A 21,475-nucleotide genomic window follows, 5' to 3' on the forward strand; every position below is an offset into this window, starting at 1 on the left:
CGCCCCCCCCACCCCCTCGCCGGCTACTCCCCCGCCCGCCCCCCGCCCCCCGCCGTCCCCGCCCCCCCCCCGGCCGCCCCCGCCCGCGGCCCCGCCCCCCCCCCCCCCCCACGACCGGGCAGAACGCCGCCTGGCCATCAGGATGACGGCACCGTCGCTCATCCTGATGGCACTGGTGGCCGCTGTTCCGATCGGCTACGCCATCTGGCTGTCGCTGAACCAGTACAGCGTCCGCCAGGCCGGCCTGTCCCGCTTCGTGGGGCTTGACAACTACATCTCGGCCCTCAGCAGCCGCGAGTGGTGGGCCGCGTTCGGGCAAACCTTCCTGTTCTCCGGACTCTCGGTTTCCCTGGAACTCATCCTGGGGACGGCCATGGCGCTCCTGCTCAACCTGGCTTTCCGCGGGCGGGCACTGCTGCGAACCATCGTGCTGCTGCCCTACGCGATCGTCACCGTGGTCAGCGCCATCACCTGGGAAACCATGTTCGAGCCCAACCTCGGCCTGGTCACCACAGTGCTCTCCGGGCTGGGCCTGCCGGGCGGCGATATCGTCTGGCTGGGAGAGCCGGGGTACGCCATGGCCGTGGTGGTCCTGGCCGACGTATGGAAGACGACACCCTTTGCGGCTCTCATCATCCTGGCGGGCCTGCAGGTCATCCCTGACGAAACCTATGAGGCTGCAGAACTGGACGGGGCCGGCAAATGGCAGACCTTCCGGGACGTCACGCTCCCGCTGCTGAAGCCCGCCATCGCGCTGGCCGCCATCTTCCGCACCATGGATTCGCTGCGCGTCTTCGACCTGCCGTTCGTCCTGACGCGCGGTGCCAACGGAACCGAATCGATGTCCATGCTGGCGTACAACGAACTGAGGGAGAACCGGCTGGTGGGCGAAGGCTCGGCCCTGTCCATCCTGACCTTCCTCACCGTCATGGCGGTTTCCATGGTGTACATCCGTTTCGCGGGCAGCAATATCCGCGCCGTCGCCAAGGAGGGCTGATGACTACGTTGCTTGCGGAACGTCCCGCCGGTTCCGCCCCCGCCAAATCCAGGGCGCCCCGGCGCCGGCTGCGCGGGGAAGCGAAGCTGCACCCGCTCACCTGGCTCTTCGTCGTGGCCGTCATGGCCTTCTCGCTGGTGCCGTTCTACTGGTTGGTGAACACTTCCCTGAAGAAGGGTGCCAGCCTGGGCCAGGGTGAAATGTTCCCCAGTGAGCCGACGATCGAGAACTACCTCAGTGTGCTCCAGAACGCCGAATTCCTGCTGGCGCTCCGGAACTCGGTGATCATCGCCGTCGTCACCACCACCCTTGCCCTGGTGTTCGCGTCCTTTGCCGCGTACGCCCTGGCCCGGCTCAAGATGCGCCGGAAGGCGCTGATCCTGACGCTGGTCCTGTCCGTGACCACTTTTCCTGCAATCGCCATCGCGGCGCCGATGTTCGCCATCTGGCGGGACATCGGCCTGTACGACACCCTCCTGGGCCTCATCATCCCCAAGATGACGTTCGCGCTGCCGCTGGCCATCTACACGCTGACCTCCTTCTTCAAGGAGATCCCGCGTGAACTGGAGGAATCGGCCTACATGGACGGTGCTTCACCGTTCCAGGCCTTCCACAAGGTCATCCTGCCGCTCGCAGTTCCAGGGCTGGCGACCACAGCAATCCTTGTGTTTATCTCGGTCTGGAACGAGTTCCTCCTGGCCGTCACACTCACCACGTCCCCCGAAGCACGGCCGGTCCCCGTGGCCATCGCCTTCTTCAGCGGGGCCAGCGAGTTTGACCAGCCGCTGGGCACCATCAGTGCTGCGTCAGTCCTCATCACGCTGCCCCTTGTCATCCTGGTCCTGGTCTGTCAGAAAAGGATTGTGTCCGGCATGACCGCCGGCGCCGTCAAAGGCTGACCCCGCAGTTCAACACCATTTCCTACCCAGACTCCCGTCACCAAAAGAGAAGGATCTACCCGTGAGCAACCAGCAGCCGGAAACCTTGAAAGTGGGCGTGGTCGGCATCGGATGGGCCGGCCAGCAGCACATCAAGGCCTACAAAGCGATCGACGGCGTCGAACTCGTGGCCGTTGCCGCCATGGAAGCGGACCTTCTGGCCAGCCTGAAGGATGAATACGCCATCCCGCATACTTTCGCCCGGTGGGAGGACCTCCTCGAGCTGGAAGGGCTGGACGCCGTCAGCGTGGCCGTCCCCACCTTCCTGCACGCCCCGATCGCCGTCGCGGCGCTCGGGAAGGGCCTGCACGTCCTGAGCGAAAAGCCCTTGGCGCGCAACGGCGTCGAAGGCCAGGCGATGGTGGACGCCGCACGGAAGGCCGGCAGGGTGCTGGATGTCGCGTTCAACCACCGCCGGCGCGGCGACATCCAGAAGCTGAAGGGCATCATTGACGACGGCGAACTGGGCCGGCCGTACTACGCCAAGGCCTCGTGGCTGCGACGGTCAGGGATCCCGATGCTGGGCAGCTGGTTCACCAACCCGGAACTGGCCGGCGGCGGCCCGCTGGCAGACATCGGGGTGCACGTGCTGGACTACTCGCTGCACCTGCTGGGTGAACCGAAAGTTCTCTCCGTCTCGGCCGCCACCCACTCGGAGCTGGGGCCGCGCGGACTGGGAGGCAACGCCCGCTACACCGCCATGAAATCCAGCCACAAGTTCGAGGTGGAGGACTTCGCCACAGCCTTTATCCGGCTTGAGGGCGGCGGCACGCTCATCCTCGAAGCCGGCTGGGCAGCCTACCGCGAAGAGGCCGACCTGCTGGACTTCACGGTCTACGGCACGGAGGGCGGGGCCGAACTGCGTGCCGTCGGCGCGTCCATGACCCCGGTGGCGGACCTGCGGATCTTCAAGGAAAAGGACGGCGAAAACGCCGACTACGACGTACTGGCCGAGCCGGGCCGGGCCCACCAGGCGGTGGTGGAAGACTTCATCGACGCAGTCCGCGGCGGTGAGCAAGTATGGCCCCAGCATGACGGGTCCGTGGCCCTGAGCCGAGCCCTGGTCCTGGACGCCTGCTACCGATCAGCCCTGGAACAACGGGAAGTTGCACTCTGACATGACTGAAAACCTGAACATCCTGGTCTGGAACGAAGGCGTGCACGAGGCGAACAACGAGCCTGCCACCATGAAGGAGATGTACCCGGACGGCATCCACGGCGCCATTGCCGACGGACTCCGCGCCCACCTGCCGGAGGCGGCCATCAGCACCGCCACACTGGCTGACCCGGAGCACGGACTCAGCGAGGAAGCGCTCGCTGCCACGGACGTCCTGCTCTGGTGGGGTCACAAGGCCCACGCCGAGGTCAGCGACGAAGTAGTGGACCGGGTACAGCGGCACGTCCTGGGCGGAATGGGCCTCCTGGTACTGCACTCGGGCCACTTCGCCCGCATCTTCACCCGCCTGCTCGGCACCACCTGCTCGCTCAAGTGGCGCAATGAGGGCGAACGTGAGCTGGTGTGGACCGTCAAACCGTCGCACCCCATTGCGCAGGGCATCCCGAACCCGCTGATCATCCCGCAGCAGGAGATGTACGGTGAGCTTTTCGACATCCCGGACCCGGACGACCTCATCTTCATCAGCTCCTTCGAAGGCGGCGAGGTGTTCCGCTCGGGCGTCACATTCACGCGAGGCAAGGGCCGGATCTTCTACTTCAGCCCGGGTGACCAGGACTACCCGGTCTACCATCAGGCCGAAATCCGGCAGGTGCTGGCCAACGCCGTCCGCTGGGCGGCCCAGCCGGAAATCTCCCGCGAGCAGCCGGCCGTGAGCAACCACGCACGCGGGTGGTACGTGCAGGAATCCTGAACCACCCGCTGGCCGTGATAGCAATGGGGGTGATGAACATGCCGTACGCCCGGCCCCGCGCATGAGCGGCCGGCTCCTCGCCCGAGTCCCCAATAGCTGGATCCTGCTTGCCTGCATCGGCCTGCTGGCGCTGAACCTGCGCGGTCCGTTCGTTGCCGTGGCGCCCGTGGTGGGAATGATGCAGGCGGACCTGGGGTTCTCGCCGGCGACGCTGGGCGTCCTTACCAGCATTCCCGTCCTCTGCTTCTCGCTGGCCGCCCCGCTGGCCTCCCTCGCCGCGCGCAAATTCGGCGCCGAGTTCGCCGTTACGCTGACCATCCTGGGCGTCCTGGCCGGGGTGCTCCTGCGCTCCGCCGGCGGCCCGGCCCTGGTCATGGGCGGCACGGTGGTGATCGGCCTGGCCATCACCATCGGCAACATTGCCGTTCCGCTGATCATCCGGCGCGACTTCGCCCCTGCCCGCCAGGGCACCGCGATGGGCATCTATACGGCCGCGCTGAACATCGGCTCGTTCCTCACCTCCGTGACCACCGCACCGCTCGCCGCCGTCGCGGGCTGGCAGGTGGCGCTGGCATCCGTGGCGCTGCTGGCTGTTGCGGCGGTCGTGTTCTGGACGCTCGCCGTAGGGGCGCGGCGCGCCTTCCTGATAGCGCCCGACGACGGTTCCGGCACCCGATTGCCACCGGTCGCCGGGGCGCGGTGGACCACGGCGGGCCTGACGGCAGGCTTTGCGGGGCAGGCCTTCTCCTACTACGGGGTCACGGCCTGGCTGCCCACCTTCCTCTCGGATGAACTCGGCATGGCACCCTCGGCTGCCGGCGCCGGGTCTTCACTCTTCCAGATCCTGGCCATCGCGGGCGGACTGGGGGTTCCGCTGGTGGCGCGGCTAGCGAGTACGACGACGGTTGCCGTCACCATCGGCGTCATGTGGCTGACCGTCCCCGTGGGCCTGCTGCTGGTGCCGCAGGGCTGGTGGCTGTGGTCCTCCCTGGGCGGCATCGCACAGGGCGGCGGGATCACGCTGATCTTCATCGCGATCATCAAGATTGCCCGCGACCAGGCCTCCGCAGGGCGGATGTCCGCGGTGGTGCAGGGGGTGGGTTACTCCATCGGTGCCGCAGCTCCACCGCTGCTGGGCTACATCCACGGGCTGTCCGGCTCCTGGACGGTGCCGATGCTGCTAGTCCTGGGCTCGGTGCTCACGTTCTTCGTCAGCACTACCCTCTCCGTGCGGCGGGTGCCCAAGGGGCGCTAGCCGGGCGCCGCCGTCGGCCTTTCTGCACCCCGCCTCCGCACGCTCTCTCACTCGACGCCCGTTAACGGCCGACGCTCTCTCACTTTCACGGGGAAAGTGAGAGAGCGTCGTTGCAGAAGCGACATCAAGTGAGAGAGCGTCCGGGTGAGGTGCTCCGTCGCCGGCCCGGCTCCCGGATTTCGGGGTGCCTGTTGCGGTGGGCATGCCGGCCCGGCGGACGGAAGTGTGTGCTGCTGCGGCCGAGTCAGGCCGCGGCGAGCTCCTCCAGCGTGGCCCGTTCGCGGGCCTCGGTGAGGTAGCGGGCGTAGGCGGGCAGGGTCAGGAAGGTCGGGAACTCCCGGGCCATGGTGACCTCCTCGAAGATGTCGCGGGCGTCTTCGAACCGGTCGCCGTCGAACCGTTCCAGGCGTGCAAACTCCTCGTCCAGCAGCTCCTCAACCCAGTGGTGGGTGATGATTTCTCCCTGGTCCGTGATGGCACTGGCGTACATCCACTGCCACAGCTGGGACCGGGAGATCTCGGCGGTGGCGGCGTCCTCCATGAGGTTGTGGATGGCCACCGCGCCGTTGCCGCGCAGCCAGGACTCGATGTAGCGGATGCCCACCTCGATGTTGTTCCGGATGCCCTGCTCGGTGATGGTGCCGGTGGTCGCGGCCACGTTGATCAGGGCCCGGTCATCGGGGATGACGTCCTCGCGCTGGCGGTCCAGCTGGTTGGTGCGCTCGCCGAGGGCGGCGTCGAACACTTCGCGGGCCACCGGAACCAGGTCCGGGTGCGCCACCCAGGAGCCGTCGAAGCCATCGCGGGCTTCGCGGGCCTTGTCCGCCCTCACCTTCTCGAGTGCGATGGCGTTTGCTTCGGGGTCCTTGCGGTTGGGGACAGCGGCCGCCATGCCCCCAATGGCCATGGCGCCGCGCTTGTGGCAGGCCCGGACCAGCTGTTCGGTGTAGGCGCGCATGAAGGGCTGGGTCATGGTCACCTGGCCGCGGTCGGGCAGGACGAAGCGCGGGCCGCGGGTGCGGAAGTTCTTGATCAGGGAGAAGATGTAGTCCCAGCGGCCGGCGTTCAGGCCGGCGGCGTGGTCGCGGAGTTCGTAGAGGATCTCCTCCATTTCGAAGGCCGCGGTGATGGTTTCGATCAGGACTGTGGCACGGATGGTCCCCTGCGGGATGCCCAGCAGGTCCTGGGCGATGATGAAGATGTCGTTCCAGAGCCGTGCCTCGAGGTGGTTCTCGATCTTGGGCAGGTAGAAGTATGGTCCCTTGCCCTGGGCGAGCAGCCGGCGCGCGTTGTGGAAGAAGTACAGGCCGAAGTCCACGATGCCGCCGGCCACCGGGGCGCCGTCGATCAGCATGTGCTTTTCCGGCAGGTGCCAGCCGCGCGGACGGACCACGATAGTAGGCAGTTCACCGGACGGGCGCAGCTTGTACTCCTTGCCCTCATCGGTGGTGAAATCGATCCGGCGCTCCAGGGCATCCGTGAGGTTCAGCTGGCCCTTGATGACGTTCCGCCATGTGGGGGTTAGGGAGTCCTCCATGTCCGCCAGCCACACCTTGGCGCCGGAGTTCAGCGCGTTGATGGCCATCTTCTTGTCCACCGGGCCGGTGATCTCCACGCGGCGGTCTTCCAGGCCGGGGGCCGGGGGAGCGACGCGCCAGGACGGGTCGTTGCGGATGTGCTCGGTCTCGCGAAGGAACCGCGGGTCGGCGCCGGCGGCGATCTCAGCCCGGCGGGCACGGCGGGCCTTGAGGAGTTCCTGCCGCCGTTCGGCGGTGGCCCGGTGCAGCTTCGCGACGAAGGCCAGCGCATCAGGCGTGAGCACCTCGTCCTGCCGGCAAATCGGCTGCGCAGTCAGAGTGATGCCGTTGATCGTAAAAGAGTCGGTGAAGCTGTTCATGGGAGTTCTCCTTGCAAGGTCCCAACTGGGTAGCAGTAAGTGCCGTTTTGAGCCTCCAAAACGGCACTTAGTGCTACTTACTTGGGGAGGGGTGGGGTTAGTGGAACTGGCCTTCTTCGGTGGATCCCACCAGTGCCAGGGTGGATGCGTTCGGGTTGAGCGCAGTGGCGATGTCGTCGAAGTAGCCGGTGCCGACTTCGCGCTGGTGCTTGGTTGCGGTGTAGCCGCGTGACTCGGAGGCGAATTCCTTCTCCTGCAGTTCGACGTAGGCGCTCATGCCTTCACGGGCGTAGCCGTGGGCGAGGTCGAACATCGAGTAGTTCAGGGCGTGGAAGCCGGCCAGGGTGATGAACTGGAAGGTGAAGCCCATGGCGCCGAGCTCCCGCTGGAACTTGGCGATGGTGGCGTCGTCCAGGTGCTTCTTCCAGTTGAAGGACGGGGAGCAGTTGTAGGAGAGCATCTGGTCCGGGAACTCCGACTTGACGGCTTCAGCGAACTTGCGGGCCAGCTCCAGGTCCGGGGTGCCGGTTTCCATCCAGATCAGGTCCGAGTAGGGGGCGTAGGCCTTGGCGCGGGCGATGCAGGGTTCGATGCCGTTGCGGACCTTGTAGAAGCCCTCGGCGGTGCGCTCGCCGGTGATGAACTCGCGGTCTCGCTCGTCGACGTCCGAGGTGATCAGGGTCGCTGCCTCGGCGTCGGTACGGGCAATAATGACCGACGGCGTTCCGGCAACATCCGCTGCCAGGCGGGCTGCGTTGAGGGTACGGACGTGCTGCTGGGTAGGGATCAGCACCTTGCCGCCGAGGTGGCCGCACTTCTTCTCGGAAGCGAGCTGGTCCTCCCAGTGAACGCCGGAGGCGCCGGCCTGGATCATGGACTTCATCAGCTCGTAGGCGTTCAGCGGTCCGCCGAAGCCGGCTTCGGCGTCGGCGACGATCGGAACCAGCCAGTCTTCAACGGTCTGGACGCCTTCGGAGTACTCGATCTGGTCGGCGCGGAGCAGGGCGTTGTTGATGCGGCGGACAACCGTGGGGACCGAGTTGGCGGGGTAGAGGGACTGGTCCGGGTAGGTGTGGCCGGAGTTGTTGGCGTCTGCGGCGACCTGCCAGCCGGAGAGGTAGATGGCGCGCAGGCCTGCCTTGACCTGCTGGACGGCCTGGTTGCCGGTCAGGGCGCCGAGGGCGTTGGTGTACTTGCCGGTGGCGTGCTCTTCGGTGAGCTGCTTCCAGAGCTTCTCGGACCCCCGGCGGGCCAGGGTGTGTTCCTCGGAGACGCGGCCGCGGAGGCGGACGACGTCCGAGGCTGAGTAGTCGCGGGTCACACCTTCCCAGCGGGGATTGGCGGCCCACTCGAGCTCCAGGGCCGCAGCCTGCTCTTCGGGCGTCTGCTGGGTGGGCTCAAATGCTGCAGTCATCGTTGATCTCCTTGGTTGAGCTCCGGATGGAAGAGGCGGGAGCCGCGTCGTTGAGGCTCCCACCGGCTTGTCCGGTGCGGTGTTTCTTTCCGTGAGGACTACTTTTCTGCACTTTCAACCACCTTTCTAGAGGAAAACTCTGGAAAGAAACGCACTTCTTCGCGTATTCTTCAGAAATGTCGCCTTCAAGCTGGAACAGGGAAGTTTTACTGCCCCCGTCCGCCCCCGCCACCCCGGAACTGGACGTCATCTCGCTGGGCCGCCGCGTGCGCCATCTGCGCAAGCAGGCCGGGCTGACGCTCGATGACCTGAGCGCCGCCGTCGGCACCGCTCCCAGCCAGTTGAGCCTGATCGAGAACGGCAAGCGGGAACCCAAGCTGGGCCTGCTGCAGCAGCTCGCGGGGGCCCTCAATGTGGGAATCGACCAGTTGCTCGGGGCCGAACCGCCCAGCCGCCGGGCAGCCCTGGAAATCGAGCTGGAACGGTATCAGCGCGGGCCGCTGTACGAGTCGCTGAACCTGCCCAAAATCCGCATCAGCTCGCGGCTTCCGCTGGATGTGCTGGAGGCCCAGGTGGGTCTGCTGCACGAGCTCGAACGGAAGATGAACGAACAGGTTGCGACCCCCGAGGAAGCCCGCCGCGCCAACGGTGAACTCAGGGCCATGATGCGCGAGCGCGGCAACTACTTTCCGGAGTACGAGGCCGAGGCGCAAAAGGTTCTCAAGGAGGTTGGATACACCACCGGCCCGCTCAGCCAGCACGTCATCGCGGACATCGCAGCGCACCTCGGATTCAGCCTCCACCACGTGGGCGACCTGCCGCACTCCACCCGCTCAGTGACCGATTTGAAGAACCGCAGAATTTACCTGACTCAGAGTCAGCGGCAGGACCATGACCCCCGCTCGGTGCTGCTCCAGGCCCTCGGTCACTACGTCCTGGGCCATGAGACCCCCAAGAACTACGGCGACTTCCTGGCCCAGCGCGTGGCCACCAACTACTTCGCCGCCGCTCTCCTCCTTCCTGAGCAGGCCACCCTGGAATTTCTGCAAAAAGCCAAGGCTGCCAAGGAAATTGCTGTTGAGGACATCCGGGATGCGTTCGCCGTGTCCTACGAGACCGCGGCGCACCGCTTCACCAACCTGGCCACTAAGCACCTGGGCATCACGACGCATTTCCAGAAGACGCACCAGAGCGGCATCATCTACAAGGCCTATGAGAACGACGGCGTGAACTTCCCGCAGGACCACACCGGGGCCATCGAGGGCCAACCGTCGTGCAAGGCATGGACGTCGCGGGCCGTGTTCGACGTACCGGACAAGTTCAGCGCCTACAGCCAATACACTGACACGCCCTCCGGTACGTACTGGTGCACCGCCCGCACTGAGCGCTCTGCCACCGGGCAGTTTTCATTGAGCATCGGGGTTCCGTACCAGCACGTGAAGTGGTTCCGCGGGCGGGAGACGACGGCGCGGGCCACCTCCAGTTGCCCGGACCCCACCTGCTGCAAGCGGCCGCCGGAGTCCCTCACGTCAGAGTGGGCGGGTAACGCCTGGCCGTCGGCGCGGGCACACTCGCACCTCCTGGCCGCGATGCCGCCGGGCGCCTTCCCCGGCGTGGACGAGACCGAGGTGTACACCTTCCTGCAGGCGCATTCGGGAGCGTAACTCCGGGACCCTCTCTCACGTGATGAGGTTTCCGCCAAGCGGACGGCCGGGCAGCGGTCACGCGGGCCATCAGTTGGTACGTCGCAGACGACGATGGCACGCGGGAATCTTCGGAGCATTCCGCGGACTTAGGGACCGGCCGGCGGAAGGCTGTTGTCGTTTGGCGCCCGCAAGGTTAGCCTTAGGCAACATTTGTTTACCAATCCCAAGGAGGCGCAATGACGCGCTTTGTCGACGTCCGCAACATGGTCCGCTGGGTCGCCTCGACCGGCCCCGAGCCCATCATCGCCGGCATCATGGAGTATCTTGTAGCCGACTTCCGCCGGTGGGAGAGCTTCGACAAATCGCCGCGCGTTGCCAGCCACACCCCCTTCGGCGTCATCGAGCTGATGCCCACCAGCGATCATGAGACCTACGGCTTCAAGTATGTCAACGGCCACCCTTCCAATCCGTCCCGCGGTTTCCAGACCGTCACCGCCTTCGGTGTGCTGGCCGATGTCCACAACGGCTACCCCACGTTCCTCACGGAAATGACCGTACTCACGGCGCTCCGGACCGCAGCGACGTCCGGCATGGTGGCTCGGAAGCTGGCGCGGCCGGGTTCCAGCGTGATGGCCATGATCGGCAGCGGCAGCCAGTCCGAATTCCAGGCCCTGGCCTTCCGGAGCGCGCTGGGCATCACCACTCTGCGGATGTGGGACACGGACCCCGCCGCGATGGACAAGTTCCGCCGCAACATGGCCCCGTACGGCTTCGATATCACCCTGGCCACCTCTGCAGCGGACGCCGTGGCGGGCGCGGACGTGATCACCACGTGCACAGCGGACAAGGCCAACGCCACCATCCTTACCGCGGACTTGATCCGGCCCGGAGTCCACGTCAACGCTATCGGAGGCGACTGCCCCGGCAAGACCGAGCTGGATGCGAGGATCCTGGAGCTGGGCGAGGTGTTCGTCGAATTCCCGGAGCAGACGCGCATCGAGGGCGAGATCCAGCAGATGCCCGCGGACTTTGCGGTGACCGAGTTCTGGCAGGTCCTCACGGGGAGGGCCGCCGGCCGGACATCCCCGGAACAGGTGACGATCTTTGACTCCGTGGGTTTCGCGATCGAGGACTTCTCCGCCCTGCGGTACGTGCGGGACGCTGTTGCCGGCACGGACTTCTACGAGGACATCGACCTCGTGGCCAACCCCGAGGACCCCAAGGACCTCTTCGGCCTGGTGGGCGCGCTCTCGCCGGTAGGCTGAGCGGCAGAGGGCCTTAGGAGTAGTACCGCCCCAGCGTCTCGGCCTTGAAATCGAAGAACGTGCCGGACTCGATGGCCAGCCGGGCGTCATCCACCATCTTCACCACGAACCGCTCGTTGTGGATGGAAATCAGCGTGGCGGAGACCATCTCCTTCGCCTTGAACAGGTGGTGGATGTAGGCCCGGGAGTAGTTCTGGCAGGTGTAGCAGTCGCAGCCGTCCTGCAGGGGACCGAAGTCCCTTTTGTACTTGGCGCCGGAAAGGTTGAACCGCCCATAGGGTGTGTAGAACGCGGAATTACGGGCAACCCTGGTGGGGGAGACGCAGTCGAAGGTGTCGGCACCGTTTTCGATGGCGGTGAAGATGTCGTCCGGCTCGGAGATGCCCAGCAGGTGGCGCGGCTTGTCCTCGGGCAGTTCCTCGTTGCACCAGCGGACAATCGTGCCGAGGTTCTCCTTCTCCAGGGCGCCGCCGATCCCGAACCCGTCGAACGGCATGGCGCCAAGGTCCCGGCAGGCCTTCCGGCGCAAGTCCTCGTACTGCGCGCCCTGGATGACGCCGAACAGCGCCTGGTATGGCTTGCCGGCGCGCTCAGCGGTCAGCCGGAAGTGCTCATTGATGCACCGCTCAGCCCACAGCCGGGTCCGCTCCAGCGAGTCCTCCTGGTAGCCGCGCGAGTTCTGCAGCGTGGTGAGCTCATCGAACGCGAACATGATATCCGCGCCGATCTTGTGCTGCACCTGCATGGAGATCTCGGGGGAGAAGCGGTGCCGGTCGCCGTTCAGGTGCGACTTGAACCAGACCCCGTCGTCATCGATGTGTGCCAGGCGTTCCTTGCCGGGCGCCACGGCGTCGTCGGGGCCCGAGGCATCCACCGATTTCATGTCGATGACCTTCTTGAACCCCGAGCCCAGGCTCATCACCTGGAACCCGCCCGAGTCAGTGAAGGTGGGCCCGGGCCAGTTCATGAATGCGCCCAGCCCGCCGGCCTCGTCCAGGATGTCGGCGCCGGGCTGCAGGTACAGGTGGTACGCGTTGGCCAGCAGCGCCTGTGCACCGAGGTCCGCCATGGACTCGGGCAGCACGGCCTTGACCGTCGCTTTGGTACCGACGGCGATGAACGCTGGCGTCTGGATCTCGCCGTGCGGGGTGGTGATGGTGCCGGTGCGGCCCAGGAATTCCCCGCCGTTCCCTTCGATCTGGGCGGACGACGGCGGGCACGATTCAGTCAGGCGGGTGCCCACCTCGAAGGAAAACTGTGACTGGACCGCAGGGACGGCGGGGGCGGGGTTGGCTGGCACCGTACCAGTGTGCCAGCAAAAACGAAGCTCAGCTCACGGGCCCGGATGACGGGTAATTCTCTGCACGCCACGAGTCCCACGAGGAGCGGATCGAATCCAGTCTGCCCGCGCCGAGGTCATACGTGGATGCCACCACGATGGATCCGTTGTCCGGCTGCACGTCCTTGATTTCCGGATGGTCCGCCACGATCAGCAGGCCTTCGCCGTGCTCGGCATAGTCGTGCACCGTAAGTCCAACCTGGTGGCCGGTGCGGAACCACACCTTGCCGGAAATCTCCTCGCCGGTCGCAAGGGTCAGCCGGTAATCTTCGCCGGGAGCGGGAAGGTCCGTCAGCCCCAGCTTCTGGATGGCTCCGGAACCGGCCCCGGAATCCCCGCCTGGCAGCTGCAGCGTCAACGTGTGGCGTTTGCCGTGCGGATGCCGTTCCAGCGCGAACCGCAGCTGCTGCAGGAACATGAGCCAGCCCTGCGTGATGTCCTCGTCCCAGGCTGCCCATTCGGAATTATGCTCGCGGGCCCCCCGGGTCACGCTGACCCGGGTGCCGCCCGGAACCGGATGCAGCTCGAACGTGTCCCCGCCATGAACGGTCAGGCTGGTGTGGTCCGCGGATTCCTCCACGTCGCCGGAAAAGTAGATCTCCTTGATCTCGGCATCCAGGTTTTCGGCCTGCCAGCCGTGCCATTGGGCTACTCTTGACGGTTCGCGCAGCATGGTCCAGACCTGCGGCGCGTCAGCGTTGATCAGTACGCTCAGATTGTTCGTCATAGCCCCGAATGTACAACTCCCGCCGGGCCTCGGGTAGGGGTTATTTGCTCAGCTGCGGACTGCGTCCAGTTCGTTGCTGATCCGTCGTTCCAGCTCCGAGGCGCCGATGGTCTCCGATCCACCGTGCGCGCGCAGGAACAGCAGCGATTCGAGACGCAGCAGCCGCCACTCGCGCTCGGCGTCGTGGTTGGAGTTGTCGATGGAGCGGAAGATTTCCTTGTCGTACAGGTTGGGCTCGTTCAATGACCGCTGCCGCACTTTGGCCGCCATCCGGGCCTTGAACGGGTCGGTTTCCTGGTTTTCCGGGGTGCGCAGGAGTTTCTCGTACACAGCGGCGCGTTCGTCGTGGCCTTCCTGCCGGCAGATGTAACTGGCCAGCGCCAGCGCGGCCTCCACCGACGACCACCGCCCAGGGTTCCCGTCGTACGGCAACACGGTGATCAGGTCCGCAACCGAGAGAGCCGTGTCCGGATCCTTGAGCGTGATGAACAGTTCGTGCGCCAGGTCGCTGAGGTCCTTTAGGCAGCTTCCCGACTTCACGTTGACGCCCTTGGCCAGCCGGTCCGCCAGCAGCAGGACGCCCTCGGAGTCGGGGTGCGCTTCCGCGGCGGCCTCCACCACGGATTCGGGCGTGCCCTGCGGCACCGGGATCAGCGCCAGGTCCTCCTCGCTCGGTCCGGGCAGTACCGGCGGCGCCGGAGGAAGTGGAGGTACGACGACGGCGGGGGCCCCGGCCGCCGGAGCCGCCTTCGCGCCGGGTTGCCCGGGCCCGTCCCCGGCAGGTGCGGCTGTGGCGGCTTCCCCGGTCCCAGTCTGGGCGGAGGGCGGGCTTGGGGCTTCTTCATCGGCCAGCACGCCGGGCGCGCCGGCGAACGGAAGCCGCCGGACGACGTCGTGATCCTGTTCCAGGACCGTCACCGCGGTACCCACGGCGATGCGCAGCGTGCCTCCGCCGGCCAGGCTGGCGAGCACCAGTGCGGGCGCGCCAAAGTCATCAAGTTCCAGGTCAACGCGGTGGATTTCCGCGGTCCGTTCACCGTCCGGCAGGACGATGGTGCTGCCGGCGGCCAGGGCCCCTGCCTGCTGTTCACTGTGGCGCCTCGCGGCTGGTGATTCGGTCATGGGAGTCCTTACGTTCTCTTGCGGTCCGCCCTACAGTCTACAAAGACGGCTGACCGGACGTGGGGACCCCCGCGGGCCCGGCGACGGCCCTAGAAGCCCACGCCGGCGAAGGCAAGGGCCTGCCGGATCAGTCCGCCGCGGCCGCCGGTGAACTCCAGCTGAACGCCGGGGCTGAGGACTTCCTCCGGGGTCATCCACGTCAGTTCCAGCGCGTCCTGCCGGGGTTCACATTCGCCGGTGACGGGGATGATGTAGGCCAGGGACACGGCGTGTTGCCGGTCGTCCGTGAAGCCGGTTTGCGAGGGTGCGGGGAAGTATTCGGCCACCGTAAACGGCACCGGGCTGATGGGCAACTGCGGAAACGCCAGCGGGCCCAGGTCCTTTTCCATGTGGCGGAGCAGTGCGGCGCGGATCGTTTCGCGATAGATCACACGGCCTGACACCAGGGACCGGACCATGGTCCCGTCCTCGTCCGCCTGCAGCAGCGTGCCCACCTCGTTGACGAACCCGAGCGGATCAAGCCTGACCGGGACAGCCTCCACATAGACCATGGGCAGCCGGCCGCGCGCCTCAAAAAGGTCCTCTTCGGAGAGCCAGCCGGGATTCGGGTCAGGGGTGCGCAGGTTCATGGTTAAGTTCTACCGCATGGGGTGGCGCAGCGAGATCCATACCGACTCCGGCGCATGTGCCGCGGCTTCGGCACCGGGGCTGGCCACGTGCACGGTGCTGCCAAACGCCTCCTCGGTGACGGTGGGACTGAATCCGGCGGAAACGAGCCGTTCCCGCAGCGGTTCCAGGCCGCCGTCGTACTCGAAGCCGAAGCCGCCGCGGGGCTGGCCGGACGCCGGACGGGCCAGGAGGACGCCGCCATTCTTGGCTGTGAAGTCGGCGGTTTCGTCGTTGTCCGGAACCGGGCGCGGGCGGGCGCCCATGTGCAGCAGGGTGGCAGCGGCCGTGCCGGGATCGGGCGTGAACCAGACGCCGACGACGGCGAGCGCGGGGTCGGTGCCATCCAGCGGGACGGTGTGGGGTGCTTTTTCTGCCGCGAAACTCAAGCCGTCCGGCGCCGTGACCCGGCACGAGTCGCCGTGCGCCTGTGCGATGTCTGTCCCGGAGGTGTCCGCCTGGGCAGCGAGGTTGGTGCGGCGGGCAAACTCTGCCGGGTCGCCCACCTCCACGGAGAATGCGGTGGTGCCGTCCTCGGCGGACCCGGCCGCGACCTGCTGCAGCACCAGCCTGCCGGAGCCGGCGGTGAAGACCCGGCGGCCGCCGTCGTCCTCTCCGCCGGTCATCCCGAGTGCGGTGAGAAGCCGTTCCCAGCTCCCGGCGCTGGAGGTGAAGTGGATGGGGCGGACACGCAGCATGGGGTACTCCTCGAATCCGGAACAGCGAAGATACCGCCATCATGCCACCTCCCGAAGTCTCCGGCACCGTGCAAAATAGGGCCATGGCCATTGAACTTGAGGAGCTGCTGGTGGCAGACGCCGCTGCGTGGCGGGCCTGGCTGGAAACAAATCACCGGGACAGTCCGGGCGTGTGGCTGGTTCTCCATAAGAAGGGCGGGAACGTCACCCGGCTGGATTACGATGCGGCGCTGGACGAGGCGCTGTGCTTTGGATGGATTGACGGGCAGGTCAGGAAGCGCGACGCCGGGAGCTACCTCCAGCGGATGACGCGCCGCGCCCCCAAGAGCCCGTGGTCAGCCAGGAACGTGGGGCGCGCGGGACGGCTCGAAGCCGCCGGCCGGATGGACGACGCGGGCCGCGCCGCCATCGAAAGTGCGCAGGCTGACGGGCGGTGGGAGGCGGCGTATGCAGGGCAGGCGACGGCGGTAGTCCCGGGCGATCTCGCCGCAGCGATCGCCGCCGTTCCGGAAGCGCAGGCGATGTTCGATGTCCTGACGTCGGTGAATCGGTTCGCGCTGATCTACCGGACGGACTCGGTGAAGCAGGCGGCAACGCGGGAACGCAAGATTGCCGCTCTTGTAGAGATGCTGGCGCGCGGGGAGACGCCGTACCCGCAAAAGAGGAAGCCCGCCTGAGTACCCAGTCCTGCGAACACGGCGCCCGGCCCGGTCAGGGCGCGGCGGCTGCATCCCGTCGGTCTGCGATGGCCGCGGCCGCCTCCAGCGTCATCCACGCCTGCAGCTGGGTTGAAAGTTCGACGGCGGCGCCTGGCGGATATGTTTCGCTCGCCGGCCGCTCGGCGTGCAGGGAGAAGATCGAAGCATTGCGGCCTGCGGGTGACAGGCCCGCCGACTCCTCCGCGGCCAGCGGGCGCCGGCCCGCCCAAAAAGCCTCGGCGGTGTCCAGCACCAGGCGGGCGGCCGTCTCCCGCGCGGCCTCGGGCAGTCCCGGGTCTGTGGCGGCGAGGGCGAGGTAGCGGCAGAGGATCCCGGTGAACAGGCCGCCGTCGCCGTTTCCATCGCAGCGCAACACCTTGTGATTTTCGGGGGATGCCGGTGCTGCGCCGGTGTCCACGGTCAGGTGCCGGTCAACTGCGGCAACGACGTCAGCCACCCGCGCCAGGTTGGCTTCACCGCCAAGCTCCAGGAGCGCGCCCAGCACCGGCCCCTGGTTGTACGTGTACACCGTGCGTTCCAGGACCACTTCGCCGCGGGAGTTGAGCCGGGCGCCGTCGAGGTACAGGCCGCGTTCGGCGTCGAAGAGCGTCGCATCCAGCCAGTCCAGCAATGACTGGGCCTTCGTCTGCTGGCCTGTCCGGGCATAAAAGAGGGCAATGGGCGCGGTGGCGGGCGTGTTCTTGAAGTCCCGGGCCTTGCTCCAGAAGACGCCGCCACCCAAGTCCGAGGTGGCTGCGGAATCGAACTGCAGCGCCAGCGACTTCCGCACCGCTGCATTGCGCCGCCGTCCCGGCCTGCGGGTTTCTTCGGCGAGCCGGTCCAGCCGGTCCGTTGCGAGGGCCAGCCAGGCCATGTCGTCGTAGTAGCTGTTGACGAAGGTGAAGGCGTTGCGCAGCCGGATCCCTGTCACCAGCCGCGAGGCCAGCCGCCCGGCGCTGGGCCGGCGCGGACCGTTGAACCGGGCGGCAGGCGTGGCGCCGCCGCCGAGTTCCCGCCGGCCCGTATCCACCAGGCAGTCGACGTAATGCGCCTGCCACCAGTAGTGCCACGGCTGGAAGAGGGCCCGGATTGCGTTCCCCTGGATGAGCCTCGCGCGCCAGTCCGCGAACCTCCCGGAGCCCGAGCGCCCGGAAGGGGAACTCCCAGACCAGGAGACGGCGCCCAGGTGTGTACCCGGAAGAAGCAGCAGCCTCCTGCCGAACAGTGCGGTGACGGAGCGGGCGGCGTGGTTGGCGCGGTCATGCCACTGCGGGCGGGCTGCATCCGTAGGCGTCATGCGTTCCACCCTAGCCATGGCCGGCAGCGGGCCCAAAGGGTGCGCCCCGGACACATTTCAGTTAACATTCACTAACTAACATTCCTGTCCGTGCGGCGGCCGGGGTACGCATCAAGGAGGATGTATGGACGTTGCAGGCAGCGTTGCGCTGATTACCGGAGGCGCCTCGGGGCTGGGTGCCGCCACGGCCCGGAGGATGTTCGACGACGGTGCCTCCGTGGTGCTCGTGGACCTCCCGTCGTCGGACGGGGAGGCTTTTGCCGCGGAACTGAACGCTGCCGGAGACGGCCGTACCGCCGTGTTCACTCCCGCGGACGTGACGAACGAGGCGGAGGTGCGGGCCGCCGTCGACACCGCGATGGGCCTCGGCCCGCTGCGCGTGGTGGTGAACTGCGCCGGCATCGCCACACCGGGGAAGGTGCTGGGGCGCGACGGCGTGCTGCCGCTGGAGGCCTTCAGCCGCGTGGTCCAGGTGAACCTGATCGGGACGTTCAACGTCCTCCGGCTCGCCGCGGCCGCGATGGTCACCACCGAACCGGTTGCCACTGAACTCGGCGGTCCGGAGCGCGGCGTCATCGTCAACACCGCCTCGGTGGCAGCCTTTGACGGGCAGATCGGGCAGCCCGCCTACGCTGCGTCCAAGGGTGCCGTGGCCGCGATGACACTGCCTGTCGCCCGCGAACTGGCGCGCTCGCTGGTCCGTGTGGTCACCATCGCGCCGGGGATCTTCGAGACGCCCATGATGGCCGGACTGCCGCAGGAGGCCCAGGATTCGCTGGGCGCGCAGGTGCCGCACCCGTCGCGGCTGGGCAAGCCCGCGGAGTACGCCAACCTGGTGGCGCACATCGTGGACAACGCCATGCTCAACGGCGAAACCATCCGCCTCGACGGCGCCATCCGGATGGGTCCCAAGTGAGTCCCGCGGCCACGGCGGTCCTGCCGGAAGCGGACTTCTTCGCCTACGAGTCCCTGCTCAGTCAGGGCGAACGGGACAAGCTCGCCGAGCTGCGCGCCTTCCTCGCAGCGGAGATCGCGCCGTACGCGGGGGACTGGTGGAACAAGGCGGAGTTCCCGGCGCACATCCTGCCCAAGCTCGCCGCGCTGGAGCTGAGCACGCCGGCCCAGCGCGGGTACAGCCACCTGTTCGCCGGGCTGGTCATCGCCGAAATGACCCGCGTGGACACCTCGATCGCCACGTTTTTCATGGTCCACCACGACCTCTTCGTCGAGTCCCTGTACGCCTTCGGTACCCAGGACCAGCGTGCGCGGCTCCTCGATGACGCGGCCAGTCTGCGCATCACTGGCGCCTTCGCGCTGACCGAACCGGACCACGGATCCGACGTCGCCGGGGGGATGGAGACCCGCGCGCGCCGCATTTCCTCCGCCACGGGAATGGCCGACGACGGCGGCGACACCTGGGTGCTCAACGGCGCCAAACGCTGGATCGGCAACGGGACGTTCTGCGACTACATGCTGGTGTGGGCGAAGGATGACGCGGACGGTGCAGTCCGCGGATTCATCGTGGACGCCACCCTGCCGGGTGTCACCCGCAGCCGGATCGAGAACAAGATCGCACTGCGGACGGTGCAGAACGCGGACATCGTGTTCACCGACGTCAGGGTGGCGGAAGCGGACCGGTTCGCGGCCATCAACAGCTTCGAGGACACCAACGAGCTGCTGCGTGGCTCCCGGATCATGGTCGCCTGGCAGGCGGTGGGGCAGCAGCTCGCTGCCTTCGACGTGGCCCGGCAGTACGCGGTGGAGCGGCAGCAGTTCGGCCGCCCGTTGGCCCGGTTCCAGCTGGTCCAGCAGCAGCTGGTGACCATGCTGGGCAACGCCGTGGCCAGCATGGGCATGATGGCGGGCCTGGCGCGGCTCCAGGAGGAGGGCGCCGCCGACATGGCGCAGGTTGCCCTGGCCAAGTCCTTCATCAGCGCCCGCATGCGGGAAACCGTGGCGCTGGGCCGGTCCCTGCTGGGCGGCAACGGGATCGTCACGGACTACCGGATGGCCAAGATCTTTGCCGACGCCGAGGCCATCTATACCTACGAGGGCTCGTACGAGATCAACAGCCTGATCGTGGGACGGTCGGTCACGGGAATGTCGGCGATCGTCTAGAAGGCCAGGGCAAGGGGCGGGGTGCCGGGAGAAGGGGCGGCCCGCGGAAGGGCGGCCTCAGTCCTCCGGGAACGGCCGCTTCTCGCCGGCTTCCACGCGGGCGTCCAGGCTATTGTTCCGCACCGGCATGGGGCACGTGCCATACGGGGTGAACGCGCTGGGGTAGTTGATGGCCCGGTTGAAGTCCAGGACCACGCTGAATGTCCCGTCCGGATTGGGCCGGGGCCGCGGCATGGAGAGCTTCCGCCAGTCGTCCGTGGTGTCGCCGTTGGTCTCGTCGTGGAACGTCACGGTGAGGGCACCCAGCTTTTCCTCCTCCGCCTGCAGCCGCACTTCATGGCTGCTCCCGGGCAGCCGGAACACCACCTCGCCCACGCTCCGGTGCACGCCGTCAACCAGCGGGTTGGCCGTGCTGATGGGCACGTCCACCGGTTCGGTGTAGGGCTCGAAGCGGCCCGTAACCTCCCAGGCGGGGTCATAAGGGAAGGTGGGCACGCCGTCGAACCCGGTCAGCACCGGCGAGCCGGCATCCCTGGTGCGGAGGGCGTACCGGCCGGCGCGCATGGCCAGTTCCACCACCACCTGGTCCCCGTCCGGCCCGCCGAACTGGACCCACATCAGCGATTCCTCGTCGGCGAGGGCAGCCGTGACGGTTCCGTCCACCGGTGCCCCTGTCTCCACCAGCGAAAGCCCGTCGGCCGGCACAGCGGTGAGCGCCGCCGTCGTACCGTCCGTGGACCAAAGCCCGGGGATGCCCTCGACGGCGGCCGGAGACTCCCCGAGCCACGCGAACGAGGTGAGGGTGAGCCAGCCGTGGCGGGCTGCGAGGGCGTTGTTGCGGTTGGCGCGGAAACGCTGCCAGCGCTCGAGCTTGGCGTCCGGGGCTGTAGTCATGGTTCCTCCCGGGCAGTGCGAGCGGGCGCCGGTCCTACAGCGGCGGCAACCACCGCAGCCGCGGCTGAGCGGGCGGCGTCTGCCGCGGCGGGGTCTGCATCAAGGGCGCCGCTGGCGAGGCCGCCGTCGAGCAGCAGGGAAATGCTGCGGGCCAGCCGGGCTGGATCGTCTGCTCCAGCCTGGGCCGCGAGGGTCTCAAGCCAGTCGAGAACCTGCTGCTTGTGGGCTACGGTTCGCTGGTGCACCCTGGTCTCGGCGGCCGACTCGGCAGCTGCGTTGATAAAGGCGCAGCCGCGGTACCCGTCCCGGCGGCAGGCTGCGCCGAGGGCGTCAAACAGGCCCACCAGCTGGTCCGCGGGGTCGGGTCCGGCAGCTTCCGCGGCGGCTTTCAGCTGCCCGGTCCAGACGGTGTCGACCTTGTCCAGGTAGGCGATGATCAGGTCATCCTTGGCCGGGAAATATTTGTAGAACGTGGCTTTGGCCACGCCGGATTCGGCGATGATGGTGTCGATTCCGGCAGCCCGAAGTCCTTGGGCGTAAAAGAGTCGGAAGGCGGTGTCGAGGATTCTTTCCCTTGCATGCCCCGCGGGTGTCCTCGCGGCCGGAATCGGCGTCATGACTCCATCGTACACAGAC

The 21,475-nt window shown here is 67.2% G+C and carries 20 protein-coding genes; 10 read left to right on the forward strand and 10 right to left on the reverse strand.

Translation table 11 applies throughout. The features are described 5' to 3' along the window. Positions 1–142: 142 nt before the first annotated feature. The 5 genes from ACFWIX_RS13420 to ACFWIX_RS13440 all read left to right on the forward strand — a co-directional run bounded on the left by ACFWIX_RS13420 (position 143) and on the right by ACFWIX_RS13440 (position 5,058). The gene (locus tag ACFWIX_RS13420) at positions 143–997 is read left to right on the forward strand and encodes a carbohydrate ABC transporter permease (protein ID WP_377216631.1); all 855 of its coding nucleotides are present in this window, start codon (positions 143–145) and stop codon (positions 995–997) included. Continuing rightward, positions 997–1,896: a carbohydrate ABC transporter permease gene (locus ACFWIX_RS13425; protein ID WP_377216632.1), complete on the forward strand. Its 900-nt coding sequence runs from the start codon at positions 997–999 to the stop codon at positions 1,894–1,896. The genes ACFWIX_RS13420 and ACFWIX_RS13425 overlap by 1 nt, the downstream gene beginning before the upstream one ends. 61 nt (positions 1,897–1,957) lie before the next feature. Next, on the forward strand, positions 1,958–3,052 hold the full coding sequence (locus ACFWIX_RS13430; protein ID WP_377216633.1) for a Gfo/Idh/MocA family protein: 1,095 nt from the start codon (positions 1,958–1,960) through the stop codon (positions 3,050–3,052). A 1-nt stretch (position 3,053) separates the two neighbouring features. Then, positions 3,054–3,803: a ThuA domain-containing protein gene (locus ACFWIX_RS13435; protein WP_377216634.1), complete on the forward strand. Its 750-nt coding sequence runs from the start codon at positions 3,054–3,056 to the stop codon at positions 3,801–3,803. A gap of 61 nt (positions 3,804–3,864) precedes the next feature. Next, positions 3,865–5,058: a CynX/NimT family MFS transporter gene (locus ACFWIX_RS13440; protein WP_377216635.1), complete on the forward strand. Its 1,194-nt coding sequence runs from the start codon at positions 3,865–3,867 to the stop codon at positions 5,056–5,058. 244 nt (positions 5,059–5,302) lie between these two features. On the opposite strand, the gene aceB is transcribed toward ACFWIX_RS13440, so the two are convergent. Together aceB and aceA are read right to left on the reverse strand one after the other, a co-directional pair. Next, positions 5,303–6,955 carry a malate synthase A gene (gene aceB / locus ACFWIX_RS13445; protein WP_377216636.1) on the reverse strand — a complete coding sequence of 551 codons (1,653 nt, stop codon included), beginning with the start codon at positions 6,953–6,955 and terminating at the stop codon, positions 5,303–5,305. Between the two features lie 97 nt (positions 6,956–7,052). Then, on the reverse strand, positions 7,053–8,369 hold the full coding sequence (gene aceA / locus ACFWIX_RS13450) for an isocitrate lyase (RefSeq protein ID WP_377216637.1): 1,317 nt from the start codon (positions 8,367–8,369) through the stop codon (positions 7,053–7,055). Positions 8,370–8,545: 176 nt separating this feature from the next. Between aceA and ACFWIX_RS13455 the strand changes: the two genes are divergently transcribed. Beyond that, positions 8,546–10,033: a helix-turn-helix domain-containing protein gene (locus ACFWIX_RS13455; protein WP_377216638.1), complete on the forward strand. Its 1,488-nt coding sequence runs from the start codon at positions 8,546–8,548 to the stop codon at positions 10,031–10,033. Positions 10,034–10,251: 218 nt separating this feature from the next. Beyond that, positions 10,252–11,280, forward strand: a complete 1,029-nt coding sequence (locus tag ACFWIX_RS13460; RefSeq protein ID WP_377216639.1) for an ornithine cyclodeaminase — start codon at positions 10,252–10,254, stop codon at positions 11,278–11,280. A gap of 13 nt (positions 11,281–11,293) precedes the next feature. On the opposite strand, the gene tgt is transcribed toward ACFWIX_RS13460, so the two are convergent. The 5 genes from tgt to ACFWIX_RS13485 all read right to left on the reverse strand — a co-directional run bounded on the left by tgt (position 11,294) and on the right by ACFWIX_RS13485 (position 15,832). After that, a complete protein-coding gene (tgt, locus tag ACFWIX_RS13465; protein ID WP_377216640.1) occupies positions 11,294–12,580 on the reverse strand; it encodes a tRNA guanosine(34) transglycosylase Tgt in 1,287 nt (428 codons plus the stop codon). Between the two features lie 28 nt (positions 12,581–12,608). Further along, positions 12,609–13,346: an SRPBCC domain-containing protein gene (locus tag ACFWIX_RS13470; RefSeq protein WP_377216641.1), complete on the reverse strand. Its 738-nt coding sequence runs from the start codon at positions 13,344–13,346 to the stop codon at positions 12,609–12,611. 48 nt (positions 13,347–13,394) lie between these two features. Beyond that, complete coding sequence (locus ACFWIX_RS13475; protein WP_377216642.1) at positions 13,395–14,468, reverse strand: DUF6707 family protein; 1,074 nt, start codon at positions 14,466–14,468, stop codon at positions 13,395–13,397. Positions 14,469–14,557: 89 nt separating this feature from the next. Continuing rightward, complete coding sequence (locus tag ACFWIX_RS13480; protein WP_377216643.1) at positions 14,558–15,097, reverse strand: NUDIX hydrolase family protein; 540 nt, start codon at positions 15,095–15,097, stop codon at positions 14,558–14,560. A gap of 9 nt (positions 15,098–15,106) precedes the next feature. Further along, positions 15,107–15,832: a VOC family protein gene (locus ACFWIX_RS13485; RefSeq protein WP_377216644.1), complete on the reverse strand. Its 726-nt coding sequence runs from the start codon at positions 15,830–15,832 to the stop codon at positions 15,107–15,109. Between the two features lie 83 nt (positions 15,833–15,915). On the opposite strand from ACFWIX_RS13485, the gene ACFWIX_RS13490 reads away from it, so the two are divergent. Then, positions 15,916–16,509, forward strand: coding sequence for a YdeI family protein (locus ACFWIX_RS13490; RefSeq protein WP_377216645.1), 594 nt, complete (start codon positions 15,916–15,918; stop codon positions 16,507–16,509). A gap of 34 nt (positions 16,510–16,543) precedes the next feature. Here ACFWIX_RS13490 and ACFWIX_RS13495 read toward each other — a convergent pair whose 3' ends face one another. After that, positions 16,544–17,827, reverse strand: coding sequence for a glycoside hydrolase family 76 protein (locus ACFWIX_RS13495; protein WP_377216646.1), 1,284 nt, complete (start codon positions 17,825–17,827; stop codon positions 16,544–16,546). A 124-nt stretch (positions 17,828–17,951) separates the two neighbouring features. Between ACFWIX_RS13495 and ACFWIX_RS13500 the strand changes: the two genes are divergently transcribed. Next, entirely contained in the window at positions 17,952–18,743 is a 792-nt protein-coding gene (locus ACFWIX_RS13500) for an SDR family NAD(P)-dependent oxidoreductase (protein ID WP_377216647.1), read from the forward strand. Continuing rightward, positions 18,740–19,945, forward strand: coding sequence for an acyl-CoA dehydrogenase family protein (locus tag ACFWIX_RS13505; protein ID WP_377216648.1), 1,206 nt, complete (start codon positions 18,740–18,742; stop codon positions 19,943–19,945). Before ACFWIX_RS13500 ends, ACFWIX_RS13505 begins: the two co-directional genes overlap by 4 nt. Positions 19,946–20,002: 57 nt before the next feature. Here ACFWIX_RS13505 and ACFWIX_RS13510 read toward each other — a convergent pair whose 3' ends face one another. Both ACFWIX_RS13510 and ACFWIX_RS13515 read right to left on the reverse strand, forming a co-directional pair. Continuing rightward, a complete protein-coding gene (locus ACFWIX_RS13510; RefSeq protein WP_377216649.1) occupies positions 20,003–20,839 on the reverse strand; it encodes a DUF1684 domain-containing protein in 837 nt (278 codons plus the stop codon). Next, positions 20,836–21,456, reverse strand: coding sequence for a TetR/AcrR family transcriptional regulator (locus ACFWIX_RS13515; protein WP_377216650.1), 621 nt, complete (start codon positions 21,454–21,456; stop codon positions 20,836–20,838). The genes ACFWIX_RS13510 and ACFWIX_RS13515 overlap by 4 nt, the downstream gene beginning before the upstream one ends. Between the last annotated feature and the right edge of the window lie 19 nt (positions 21,457–21,475).

The sequence above is a fragment of the Pseudarthrobacter sp. NPDC058362 genome, assembly GCF_042723515.1.
Classification (GTDB): domain Bacteria; phylum Actinomycetota; class Actinomycetes; order Actinomycetales; family Micrococcaceae; genus Arthrobacter.

Coding starts and splice junctions, on each gene's coding strand:
- ACFWIX_RS13420 (WP_377216631.1), top strand. CDS start 143: ATGACGGCACCGTCGCTCATCCTGATGGCACTGGTGGCCGCTGTTCCG.
- ACFWIX_RS13425 (WP_377216632.1), top strand. CDS start 997: ATGACTACGTTGCTTGCGGAACGTCCCGCCGGTTCCGCCCCCGCCAAA.
- ACFWIX_RS13435 (WP_377216634.1), top strand. CDS start 3,054: ATGACTGAAAACCTGAACATCCTGGTCTGGAACGAAGGCGTGCACGAG.
- ACFWIX_RS13440 (WP_377216635.1), top strand. CDS start 3,865: ATGAGCGGCCGGCTCCTCGCCCGAGTCCCCAATAGCTGGATCCTGCTT.
- aceB (WP_377216636.1), bottom strand. CDS start 6,955: ATGAACAGCTTCACCGACTCTTTTACGATCAACGGCATCACTCTGACT.
- aceA (WP_377216637.1), bottom strand. CDS start 8,369: ATGACTGCAGCATTTGAGCCCACCCAGCAGACGCCCGAAGAGCAGGCT.
- ACFWIX_RS13455 (WP_377216638.1), top strand. CDS start 8,546: ATGTCGCCTTCAAGCTGGAACAGGGAAGTTTTACTGCCCCCGTCCGCC.
- ACFWIX_RS13460 (WP_377216639.1), top strand. CDS start 10,252: ATGACGCGCTTTGTCGACGTCCGCAACATGGTCCGCTGGGTCGCCTCG.
- ACFWIX_RS13470 (WP_377216641.1), bottom strand. CDS start 13,346: ATGACGAACAATCTGAGCGTACTGATCAACGCTGACGCGCCGCAGGTC.
- ACFWIX_RS13475 (WP_377216642.1), bottom strand. CDS start 14,468: ATGACCGAATCACCAGCCGCGAGGCGCCACAGTGAACAGCAGGCAGGG.
- ACFWIX_RS13480 (WP_377216643.1), bottom strand. CDS start 15,097: ATGAACCTGCGCACCCCTGACCCGAATCCCGGCTGGCTCTCCGAAGAG.
- ACFWIX_RS13485 (WP_377216644.1), bottom strand. CDS start 15,832: ATGCTGCGTGTCCGCCCCATCCACTTCACCTCCAGCGCCGGGAGCTGG.
- ACFWIX_RS13490 (WP_377216645.1), top strand. CDS start 15,916: ATGGCCATTGAACTTGAGGAGCTGCTGGTGGCAGACGCCGCTGCGTGG.
- ACFWIX_RS13495 (WP_377216646.1), bottom strand. CDS start 17,827: ATGACGCCTACGGATGCAGCCCGCCCGCAGTGGCATGACCGCGCCAAC.
- ACFWIX_RS13500 (WP_377216647.1), top strand. CDS start 17,952: ATGGACGTTGCAGGCAGCGTTGCGCTGATTACCGGAGGCGCCTCGGGG.
- ACFWIX_RS13510 (WP_377216649.1), bottom strand. CDS start 20,839: ATGACTACAGCCCCGGACGCCAAGCTCGAGCGCTGGCAGCGTTTCCGC.
- ACFWIX_RS13515 (WP_377216650.1), bottom strand. CDS start 21,456: ATGACGCCGATTCCGGCCGCGAGGACACCCGCGGGGCATGCAAGGGAA.